Origin of the sequence: Kineococcus haloalkalitolerans (genome assembly GCF_050871905.1) — a bacterium.
Lineage (GTDB): Bacteria > Actinomycetota > Actinomycetes > Actinomycetales > Kineococcaceae > Kineococcus.
The window spans coordinates 1-10922 of sequence record NZ_JBJLSH010000076.1; the positions used below are offsets into that span (position 1 = coordinate 1).

A 10922-nucleotide genomic window follows, 5' to 3' on the forward strand; every position below is an offset into this window, starting at 1 on the left:
GCCCGCCGCGCGCGGCGGGCCCGGGGTCGCCGGACGCGGATCCCAGCGGTCCTTTTGTATAGAAAACTGTGAGTACAGTCGGGCGCGACCCATCCCTCGACGACGAAGGACCCCCCGTGCTGACGACGTCACACGCCGCGTCGCTGGTCGCTCTGGCCGCGGCCACGGAGCCAGCGGCGACGCGCTCCCCCGCCTTCCTCATGGTGACGGCCGTCGTGGCCATCGCCGTGCTCCTCGTACTGATCATGAAGGTGAAGCTCCACGCCTTCTACTCCCTCGTCATCGTCAGCCTGCTGACGGCCGTCGTGGCGGGCATCCCGACCGCCGACCTCGTCAGCACGCTGACGTCCGGCTTCGGCAACACCCTGGCGACGGTCGCGCTGCTCGTCGGTTTCGGCGCCGTCCTCGGGCGCATCGTCGAGGTCTCCGGCGGCGCGCAGGTCCTCGCCGACACCCTGCTGTCGCGCTTCGGCGAGAAGCGGGCCCCGCTGGCGCTGTCGGTCGCGTCGCTGTTCTACGGCTTCCCGATCTTCCTGGACGCCGCCTTCGTCGTGATGCTGCCGATCATCTACACGGTGGCGCGGCGCCTCGGCGGGTCGCTCATGCTCTACGCGCTGCCCGCGGCCGGGGCGTTCCTCATGATGCACGCGCTCGTGCCGCCGCACCCGGGGCCGGTCGCCGCCTCGGGGATCCTCGGCGCGGACGTCGGCCTCGTCGTCGTCATCGCCCTGCTCGTCGGTCTGCCCACGTGGTACCTCATGGGCTACCGCCTCGCCCTGGTCCTCGCCCGCCGCGTCGGGTTCGTCGCCGTCCCCGACCTCCTGGGCAAGGCCGGCGGCGACGAGGACCAGCCGCGCCCCTCCTTCGGCATCGTGCTGCTGGTGCTGCTGCTGCCGCTGCTGCTCATCTTCGGCGCCACCGCCTCCAACACGGCCGTGACGAACTACGGCGCCGACGAGGACAACCCGCTGCTCGTGGTGCTGCAGGTGCTGGGCGCGACGCCCGTGGCCCTGCTGATCGCGAGCGTCCTGGCCATGCTCCTGCTCGTCGTGCGGCCCAACCGCGGCAAGGTCGGCAGCCGCGTGGAGGAGCTCGTCGACGACGCCGTCGCGCCCGTCTGCTCGATCATCCTCATCACCGGCGCCGGCGGGATGTTCGGCCGCGTCCTCACCGAGACCGGCATCGGCGGCGTCATCGCCGAGGGGCTCAACGACGCGGGCCTGCCGCTCATCCTGGCCGGGTTCATCATCGCCATCGCCCTGCGCGTGGCGCAGGGCTCGGCGACGGTGGCGGGCACCACGGCCGCCGGCCTGCTGGCCCCCGCCGTCGCCGCCGACCCCTCGCTGTCGCAGCTGCAGCTGGCCTGCATCGTCGTCGCGGTCGTCGCCGGCGCCATCACCTTCAGCCACGTCAACGACTCCGGCTTCTGGCTGGTGGGCCGCTTCCTCGGCCTGGACACGGCGACCACGTTCAAGACGTGGTCGGTGGTCGGCACCGCCATCGGCTTCACGGCCTTCGGCCTCGTCTGGCTGCTGTACCTCGTCGTCTCCTGACACCCGCCCGCAGCACCCACCCGCAGCGCCCGGTCCCGCCCAGGGGCCGGGCGCTGCGGCGTCCCCCCGGGGCCTCCGGGGTCTCCGGGGTCTCGACGGCCCCGGGACCCGGTGCGGACCCCGCCGCCGGAGCGGGCAGGATCGGACGGTGAGCGCCACCCTCGTCGCGAAGGACCTCAGCGCCGGGCACGGCGCGCGCGTCCTCTTCTCCGGCCTCGACCTCGTCGTCGCCCCCGGCGACGTCGTCGGCCTCGTCGGCGCCAACGGCGCCGGCAAGTCGACCCTGCTGCGCCTGCTGGCGGGGCTCACCGCTCCCGGGTCGGGGACGGTGAGCCTGTCGCCGCCCACCGCGACCGTCGGGTACCTGCCCCAGGAGGCCGAGCGGCGGCCCGGGGAGAGCCTGGCCGCCCTCCTGGGCCGGCGCACCGGTGTGAGCGCGGCGCAGGCCGCCATGGACGCCGCCGCCCAGGACCTCGCCGACGGCGTCCCGGGCGCCGACGACCGCTACGCCGACGCCCTGGACCGCTGGCTGGCCCTGGGCGGCGCCGACCTCGACGAGCGCCGCGAGGAGGTCCTCGCCGACGTGGGCCTGGCCGTCAACGCGGACGTGGCGATGACGAGCCTGTCCGGCGGGCAGGCCGCCCGCGCGGGGCTGGCGGCGCTGCTGCTGTCGCGCTACGACGTCTTCCTGCTCGACGAGCCCACCAACGACCTCGACCTGGACGGCCTGGCCCGGCTGGAGCGGTTCGTCGCCCAGCTGCGCTCCCCCGCCGTCGTCGTCAGCCACGACCGCGAGTTCCTCGCCCGCACCGTCGACCGGGTCGTCGAGCTGGACCTGGCGCAGCAGCTGGTGCGGGTCGTCGGCGGCGGCTACGAGGCGTTCCTCGCCGAGCGGGAGGTGCAGCGCCGCCACGCCCGCGAGGAGTACGAGGAGTACGCGGAGACGCGCGCCGGGCTGGAGGCCCGGGCGCGCACCCAGCGCAGCTGGATGGCCAAGGGCGTGCGCAACGCCGTCCGCAAGGGCGACCCGGACAAGAACATCCGGGCGAAGATGCGCGAGGGCAGCGAGAAGCAGGCCGCCAAGGCCCGCCAGACCGACCGGATGATCGAGCGCCTGGAGGTCGTGGAGGAGCCGCGCAAGGAGTGGCAGCTGCGCATGTCCATCGCGGCCGCGCCCCGCTCCGGCGCGGTGGTCGCCACGCTGCGCGGGGCCGTGGCGCGCCGCGGCGCGTTCACGCTGGGTCCGGTGGACCTGCAGCTCGACGCCGGGGACCGGGTGGCGCTCACCGGGCCCAACGGGGCGGGCAAGACGACCCTGCTGCAGCTGCTGCTGGGCCGGCTGGCTCCCGACGAGGGCACGGCCTCGCTCGGCTCGGGCGTGGAGGTGGGCGAGGTCGACCAGGCCCGCGGGCTCTTCCTGGGCGAGGAGCCGCTGGCGCGCGCGTTCGGCGCCGCGGTGCCCGACCAGCCCGACGCCGAGGTGCGCACCCTGCTGGCGAAGTTCGGCCTGGGCGCCGCGCACGTGGGCCGGCCCGCCTCGAGCCTGTCGCCCGGCGAGCGCACGCGGGCGGCGCTGGCGCTGCTGCAGGCGCGCGGGGTGAACCTGCTCGTGCTGGACGAGCCGACCAACCACCTGGACCTGCCGGCCATCGAGCAGCTGGAGGAGGCGCTGGCCTCCTACCCGGGCACGCTGCTGCTGGTCAGCCACGACCGGCGGCTGCTGGAGGCCGTCGCGGTGACCCGCCGGCTCGTCGTCGAGGCGGGGGCCGTGCGCGAGCTGTGAGTGCCCCGGACGGCGGCGGTGAGGTGACCGGGCGGTGACGCGCCGCCCGGTCGGCGTGTGACGTCTGGGTTGCGACACGCGCCGAAGTGCGCGGTAGCGGTTGACTCCCCGCCCCGGAAGCGCTTCTCTGCGCGGATGCCACACGCAGCCCTCAGCGCCATGGCGGCGTCGACGAGCGGGAGCGGGACCCTCCCGAGCATCGAGTCCGCCATCGACCGCGTCTTCGAGCCGATCACCTCGGCCCTCTCGTCGGTGATCTTCTTCAGCGTCAGCATCGGCGGGGCGTCGTTCCCGCTCATCGTCGGCTGGCTCGTCCTCGCCGGTCTGATCTTCACGGTCTACTTCGGCTTCATCCAGCTGCGCGGCTTCAAGCTCGCGCTGGAGACCGTGCGCGGCAAGTTCAGCCGGAACTCCGACCCGGGCGAGGTCACCCACTTCCAGGCGCTGACGAGCGCGGTCTCCGGCACCGTCGGGCTCGGCAACATCGCCGGCGTCGCCGTCGCCGTCACCCTCGGCGGCCCCGGCGCCACCTTCTGGATGATCGTCGCCGGCCTGCTCGGCATGTGCACCAAGTTCGCCGAGTGCACCCTCGGCGTGAAGTACCGCGAGGTCCACGAGGACGGCACCGTCACCGGCGGGCCCTTCCGCTACCTCAGCGTCGCCTTCAGCCGCATCAAGATCTCCGCGATCGGCACGGTCCTCACCGCGGTCTTCGCCGTCGCGATCTTCTTCTTCGGCGTGGCCGGCGGCAACATGTTCCAGGCCAACCAGACCTTCGCCCAGGTCCGCAACGTCACCGGCGGCGCCGAGGGCCCGCTGGGCAGCGCCACCGCCGCCTTCGTCTTCGGCATCGTCCTGGCCGTGCTCGTCGGCCTCGTCATCCTCGGCGGCATCTCCTCGATCGGCCGCGTGACGTCGAGGCTCGTGCCCGCCATGGCGATCATCTACATCGTCGCCTGCTTGATCGTCATCCTCGGCAACGCCGGCCAGATCCCCGGCGCGGTCCAGGAGATCGTCACCGGCGCCTTCCAGCCCGAGGGCGTCGCCGGCGGCGTCCTCGGCGCCCTCATCATCGGCTTCCAGCGCGCGGCCTTCTCCAACGAGGCCGGCGTCGGCTCCGCCGCCATCGCCCACTCCGCGGTCAAGACCCGCCGCCCCGTCTCCGAGGGCTTCGTCGCCCTCCTGGAGCCGTTCATCGACACCGTCATCATCTGCACCATGACGGCGCTGACCATCGTCATCGCCCGCCCGCAGAGCTGGCTGGACGCCCGCGCCGAGGTCGCCGCGACCGGCAGCAACTCCGCGGACGGCGTGGTCCTGACCTCCGACGCCTTCGCCGACGTCATCTCCTGGTTCCCGATCGTGCTCGCCATCGCCGTCGTGCTGTTCGCCTTCTCGACGCTCATCACGTGGAGCTACTACTCCGAGAAGGCGTGGTGCCACTTCTTCGGCCGCAGCCGCGCCAGCGTGCTGGCGTTCCGGGTCATCTACTGCGTCTTCACCGTGATCGGCACCGTGCTCACCTTCGGGCAGGTCCTGAACCTCGCCGACGCCATGCTCTTCGTCTGCGCCCTGGTCAACATCATCGGCCTGTACATCCTGGCCCCGGTCGTGAAGAAGGAGCTGCAGGAGTACCTGCGCGACCGCCGCAGCGGGAAGCTGGCCGAGGAGGCCCGCGAGCCCGTCGCCTGACCCCCGACCCCGTCCCGACGGCCCCGGCGCACCGACGCGCCGGGGCCGTCGCACGTCGCGGGCCGGACCCGTGGTGACGGCCGGCCGCGCGGCGCGCGATGATCGGGGGGTCGACAGGCGACGGAGCGCTGCCGGACACCCCACCCGCACGACCCGGAAGCGAGCCCCGCCATCCCCGCGCACGCCCCCGACCCCACGCCCACCACCGCACCCACCCCGCCCGGCAGGTCCACCGGCACCCGCACGCCGCCCGCCGTCCTGGCGCTGGCCCTGGGCGCCTTCGGCATCGGCACCACCGAGTTCGTCGCCATGGGCCTGCTGCCCGACGTGGCGGCCGCCTTCGCCGTCTCGGTGCCCGCCGCCGGCTGGACCGTCACCGCCTACGCGCTCGGCGTCGTCGTCGGCGCCCCCACCATCACCGCGCTGACGCACGCCGTGCCGCGCAGGCAGCTGCTCGTCGCGCTGATGGTCCTGTTCGTCGCCGCGCACGTCGCCACGGCCCTGGCCCCCGGCTTCGGCGCGCTGCTGGGCGCCCGCTTCGCCAGCGGCCTCGCGCACGGCGCGTTCTTCGGCGCCGCCGCCGTCGTGGCCCGCGCCCTGGCGCCCGCCGGCCGGCAGGGCCGCGCCCTGGCGCTGGTGTTCACCGGGCTCACGGTCGCCAACGTCGTCGGCGTGCCCGCGGGCACGTGGGTCGGCCAGCAGCTCGGCTGGCGCACCACCTTCGCCCTCGTCGGCGTCGTCGGGCTCGCCACCACCGCGGCGCTGCTGGCGCTCGTGCCGCCCGTGCAGGTGCCCAGCGGCGGCCTGCGCGCGGAGCTCGCCGCGTTCCGCCGCACCCAGGTGTGGCTGACGCTGCTGGTCACCGTCGTCGGCTTCGGCAGCACCTTCACCGTCCTCAGCTACGTCGCGCCCCTGCTCACCGAGGTCTCCGGCTTCGCCGCCGGGTCGGTGGCGTGGGTGCTCGTCCTGTTCGGCCTGGGCGCCACGGCGGGCAACCTGCTGGGCGGGCGGCTGGCGGACTGGTCGGTGCCGCGCACCCTCGCGCTCGGGCTGTCCGCCAGCAGCGTCGTCTTCGTGCTGCTGTTCGCCCTCGCGCAGCACCCGGCGGCCGCGGCGGCCGGCGTCTTCGCGTTCGCCTTCACCGGCTTCTCGATGAGCTCGGCCATCCAGACCCGCGCCATCGTCGCCGCCGGCGGCGGGGCGAGCATGGCCTCGGCCGCGATCCAGGCCGCGTTCAACACCGGCAACGCCCTCGGCGCGTTCCTCGGCGGCGTCGTCATCGGCGCCGGGTTCGGCTACGCGGCGCCCGCGCTGGTGGCCGCCGCGCTGGCCGCGGCCGGGCTGGCGGTGCTGGCGTGGGCGACGCGCTGGGACCGCACCGGCCGCGCGCCGGTCGACCCGGCGATCGCCCCCGTGCCCGCCCAGCGCCGCCGCCGCGTGGTCGAGGGGGCCGGCGCGTGAGCGGCCCCGGCCCGGCGGCTCCCGGCGCGTTCGCCACCCCTCCCGGCGCCGGGAGCGGGCGGGAGGGGCTGGAAGTGGTGGCGCGGGCCGTCGGCGACGCCGACCTGGACGCGCTGCTGGCCGAGGCGGTCGACGAGCTCGCCCGCCGCTACCCCGAGGACACCGACGCCCTCGAGGAGGTCGAGGGCGCCGGGCTGAAGCCGTCGGCGCGCTACCTCGTGGCGCTCGCCGGCGGCGAGCCGGCCGGGTGCATCGCGCTCGTGCCCGTCGACGAGGAGCCCGCGGGCGAGCTGGTGGAGATGAAGCGCGTGTACGTGCGCGAGGCCCACCGCGGCCGCGGGGTGGCGCGCGCCCTCGTCGCCGCCTTCGAGGACGCCGCCCGCGCCGGCGGCGCCCGCCGCGCGCGGCTGGAGACCGGCACCCGCCAGCCGGAGGCGATGGCCCTGTACGAGCGGCTCGGCTACGCCCGCACGCCCAACTTCGGCCCGTGGGCCGACAGCCCCCTCAGCGTCTGCTACGCCCGCGACCTCTAGACCGCCGGCAGGTGGCGGCGGGTGAAGTCCAGCTCAGCGCTGACCTGCCGCACCCGCTCGTCGTCGACGAGGGAACCGTGCCCGGCGTCGTAGCGGTACACCTCGTGGGGGACGTCGCGCGCGGCCAGCCGCGCCAGGTAGTTCTCGATCTGGCGCAGCGGGCAGCGCGGGTCGTTCTCCCCCGCCAGCACGAGGACGGGCGCGCGCACGGCGTCGACGTGCGTGATCGGCGAGGAGTCGGCGTACTTGTCCGGCACCTGCGCCGGGGACCCGCCGAACAGGGAGCGGTCGAACGCCTTCAGCCCCTCCATCTCGTCCTCGTAGGCGGCCACGTAGTCGGCGACCGGCACCCCGGCCAGGCCGAGGGCCCAGCGCTGCGGCTGGACGCCCAGCCCCAGCAGCGTCAGGTAGCCGCCCCAGGAGGCGCCCGCCAGCACGAGGCGCTCCGGGTCGGCCACGCCGGTGGCGACGAGGTGGTCGGCCACGGCCGCCACGTCGGCCAGCTCGGTGTGCCCCACCCGCGCCTCCAGGGCGTCCCGCCACGCCGACCCGTAGCCGGTGGAGCCGCGGTAGTTGACCTGCACGACGGCGTACCCGTGGTCCACGAACGCCGACGCCCACGCCCGGAAGGCGTCGGTGTCGTGGGCGGTGGGGCCGCCGTGGACCTCCACCACCGTGGGCAGCGGGCCGTGCGCGCCCGGCGGGCGGCGCAGCAGCGCGTGCACCCGCCCGCCCTCCCCGTCGGCCCACACGTCCTCCACGGGCACCGACGGCGGCGCGGCCGGGCCGGGCGCGCGCAGCAGGACCTCGCCGGACAGGGTGCGCACCGCGGGCGGCTCGGCCGCCGACGACCACGTCGTCCACACGTCGCCGTCGGGGCGGGCGGTCACCGACCCGACGGTCCCGGCGTCCGGCCCGACGCGCTCGACGTCGCCGGTGGCCAGGTCGACGCGGTGCAGCAGCGTGCGGGCCTCGTGGTCGACCTGCACGAGCAGCGCGCGGGCGTCGCGCGTCCACTCCGCGCCCGCCACGTCCCCGGGCACGCCGAGGACCACGGGCGTCTCCTCGCCGGTGAGGACGTCGCGCACCAGCAGCTCGGCGCGCCCGGCGCGCTCGTGCTCGACCAGCAGCCGCGGGTCGCCGGGCACGGGCGCGAACGCCAGCGGGTGCACGCCCTTGCCGGGGCCGTCGGACAGCTCGTCGACGACGGCGCCGTCGGCGACGGCGAGGACCCGCAGGTCGGGGTGGCGCGAGTCCCCGCGCTCGGAGTGCGACAGGGCCACCCACCGCTCGTCGGGCGACAGGTCGCCCACCCAGGCGTCCTCGCGGTGCTCGTACAGCCGTCGCGCGCGGGGGGTCCCGCCGGCGTCCTCGACGACCTCCACGCGGGTGCCCCACGCCTCGTCGGTCAGGCCGACGACGACCAGGCCGCTGCGGCCCAGCGCCAGCCCCGCCGAGTAGGCGGCGGGCAGGCCCAGCGGGTCCTCGACGCCCTCGCCGGGCGCCGCGCCGAACGGCTGGCGCCGCCACACCCCGTGCTCGTCGCCGGCGGTGTCGTCGAACCACCACACGAACTCCCCGCGCGGGTCGACGGTGGCGCTGGAGGTGCCCTCGGGGCGGTCGGTGAGCTGCACCAGCTCCCCGCCCACCTCCCACGAGCAGACCTCCAGGACGCCGCCCGCGCTGGCCACCACGGCGCAGCGCTCCGGCGCCTCCTCGGCCCAGTCGGGCAGGCCGACGCGGCCGGCGCGGAAGCGGGCCTCCCAGTCGGGCAGGGGCTGATCGGTCGTCACCGCGGCATCGTGCCAGGACGCCCGCGGGCCCCGGGGAGCTCCCCGGGGCCCGCGGGTCGCGCGGGAGCCGTCAGGCCCGCGAGCGCCCGACGAGGTCGCGGCTGCCGGGGGCGGCCGCGAAGCCGGTGGTGCCCGAGCGGACCTCGCCCACGAGCTCCTCCAGGACGTCCTCCAGCGCCACGATGCCGCGCAGCGCGCCGTCCTCGCCGACCACGCGGGCCAGGTGGGCGCCGGTGCGCTGCATGCGCCGCAGCACCGTGCGCAGCGGGTCGCCCGGGCGCACCGTGGCCAGCGGCCGCAGGTAGCGCGAGGGCACGTGCGCGGCGCGCGCGGCGTCGTCGGCGGTCAGCACGTCCTTGACGTGCACGTAGCCGGTCAGCGACCCGTCCGCCGCGCGCACCGGGAACCGGGAGAACCCGGTGCGGCGGGCGACGTCCTCCACGTCGGCGACGCGGACGTCCTCCGGCACGGTCGCCACGGTGGCGATCGGCAGCTCCACGGCGGCGGCCGTGCGGTCGGCGAACGTCAGCGCGCCCAGCGCCAGGGCCTCCTCGCCGTGGGCGAGCAGCCCCTCCCGGCGCGACTCGGCCACCAGCCCGGAGACCTCGTCGCGGGTGAAGGCGCTGGTCACCTCGTCCTTGGGCTGCACGCCGACGGCGCGCAGGACGAGGTTGGCGACCTGGTTCATCGACCAGATCACCGGGTGCAGGACCTTCGCGCACACCACGAGCGCGGGGGTGAGGACGAGCGCGACGCGGTCCGGGCCGGCCAGCGCGATGTTCTTGGGCACCATCTCGCCGAGCACGACGTGCAGGAACACCACGAGCAGCAGGGCGATGGCGAAGGAGACCGGGTAGACGGCGGCGTCGGGCAGGCCGACCGCCGCGAACACCGGTTCCAGCTGGTGGGCGACGGCCGGCTCGCCGATCGCGCCCAGGCCCAGCGAGCACAGCGTGATGCCCAGCTGGGCGCACGCCATCATCAGCGAGACCTCCTCCATGGCGCGCAGGGTCGTGCGCGCGCTGCGCCGGCCCTCCGCGGCCCGGGCCTCCACCGCGCTGCGGCGGGCGGAGACGAGGGAGAACTCCGCGCCCACGAAGAACGCGTTGCCGGCGAGCAGGACGACGGCGACCACCATCGCGACGTAGTCGTTCACCGCCGCCCCCCGTCCCCGTCGGCACCGACGCGGACGGCGGCCCCGGTTCCGTCGCGGACGTCGAGCTCACCGGACGGGCCTGCGGGCTCGTCCTCGTGCAGGACGTCGACGCGGACCTGGTCCACGCGCAGGCCGTCCAGGGCCTCCACCTCCATCCGCACGGCCCGCGCGCGCGGGCCGGCGTCCTCGTCGTCGAACGCGGAGCGGACCACCACGGGCACCTCCACGACGTCGCCCGTGACGGGCAGGCGGCCCAGGTGCAGGCCGAGCAGACCGGCGATCGTCTCGTAGTCGTCGTCCTCGGGCAGCGGCACGCCCAGGTGGCGGCTGGCCTCGTCCGGGCGCAGCAGGCCCGACATCAGCCACCCGCCGTCGGCGAGGCGGTGCGCCGGGGGGCGCTCGGCGTCGTGCTCGTCGACGACTTCGCCGACGATCTCCTCGACGAGGTCCTCGAAGGTGACGACGCCGGCGAACCCGCCGAACTCGTCGACGACGACCGCCATCTGCAGCGGCGTCCCCTTCAGCGCGTCCAGCAGGGCGTCCAGCTCCATCGTCTCGGGCACCAGCAGCGGACGGGCCGCGACCGCGCCCAGCGTCGTGGTGCCGCGCTCGGCGGGGTCGGCGTCGAGGACCTGCCGGGCGTGGACGACGCCCACGACGTCGTCCGGGCCGGCGTCCACGACGGGGAACCGGGAGTGCCCGGTGGCGTGGACGGCGGCCAGCAGGTCCAGCAGCGACTCGTCCGCCGACAGGGTGGTGACCCGCGTGCGCGGGGTCATCGCGTCGTCGGCGCGGCGGGTGCCGAAGGCCAGCGAGCGCTGCACGAGGACGGCGGTCTCGCGCTCCAGGGTGCCGGGGGGGGGGGGGGGGGGGCCGCGCGGGGGCAGCCCGTCGGCGGAGGGGGCGCCGGGCCGCGCCGCCACCGGCGCGCCTCGGCAAACTCGGCGCAGG

8 protein-coding genes are annotated in these 10922 nt (G+C 75.8%); 5 read left to right on the forward strand and 3 right to left on the reverse strand.

What is annotated here, in order from left to right; translation table 11 throughout:
• The first annotated feature begins 119 nt into the window (after positions 1 to 119).
• The 5 genes from ACRYMY_RS18940 to ACRYMY_RS18960 all read left to right on the forward strand — a co-directional run bounded on the left by ACRYMY_RS18940 (position 120) and on the right by ACRYMY_RS18960 (position 7022).
• On the forward strand, positions 120 to 1553 hold the full coding sequence (locus tag ACRYMY_RS18940) for a GntP family permease (protein ID WP_432548777.1): 1434 nt from the start codon (positions 120 to 122) through the stop codon (positions 1551 to 1553).
• A gap of 148 nt (positions 1554 to 1701) precedes the next feature.
• Entirely contained in the window at positions 1702 to 3336 is a 1635-nt protein-coding gene (locus ACRYMY_RS18945; RefSeq protein ID WP_432548770.1) for an ABC-F family ATP-binding cassette domain-containing protein, read from the forward strand.
• Positions 3337 to 3471: 135 nt separating this feature from the next.
• A complete protein-coding gene (locus tag ACRYMY_RS18950; RefSeq protein ID WP_432548771.1) occupies positions 3472 to 5028 on the forward strand; it encodes an alanine/glycine:cation symporter family protein in 1557 nt (518 codons plus the stop codon).
• A gap of 309 nt (positions 5029 to 5337) precedes the next feature.
• The gene (locus ACRYMY_RS18955) at positions 5338 to 6489 is read left to right on the forward strand and encodes an MFS transporter (protein ID WP_432548772.1); all 1152 of its coding nucleotides are present in this window, start codon (positions 5338 to 5340) and stop codon (positions 6487 to 6489) included.
• Entirely contained in the window at positions 6486 to 7022 is a 537-nt protein-coding gene (locus ACRYMY_RS18960) for a GNAT family N-acetyltransferase (RefSeq protein WP_432548773.1), read from the forward strand. The genes ACRYMY_RS18955 and ACRYMY_RS18960 overlap by 4 nt, the downstream gene beginning before the upstream one ends.
• On the opposite strand, the gene ACRYMY_RS18965 is transcribed toward ACRYMY_RS18960, so the two are convergent.
• From ACRYMY_RS18965 to ACRYMY_RS18975, 3 genes are all read right to left on the reverse strand, one after another.
• Positions 7019 to 8815, reverse strand: a complete 1797-nt coding sequence (locus tag ACRYMY_RS18965) for a prolyl oligopeptidase family serine peptidase (protein ID WP_432548774.1) — start codon at positions 8813 to 8815, stop codon at positions 7019 to 7021. The genes ACRYMY_RS18960 and ACRYMY_RS18965 overlap by 4 nt on opposite strands.
• A gap of 70 nt (positions 8816 to 8885) precedes the next feature.
• Complete coding sequence (locus ACRYMY_RS18970; RefSeq protein ID WP_432548775.1) at positions 8886 to 9971, reverse strand: hemolysin family protein; 1086 nt, start codon at positions 9969 to 9971, stop codon at positions 8886 to 8888.
• The coding region (locus tag ACRYMY_RS18975; protein WP_432548776.1) for a hemolysin family protein at positions 9968 to 10922 on the reverse strand (955 nt) is incomplete at its 5' end. The genes ACRYMY_RS18975 and ACRYMY_RS18970, both read right to left, overlap by 4 nt.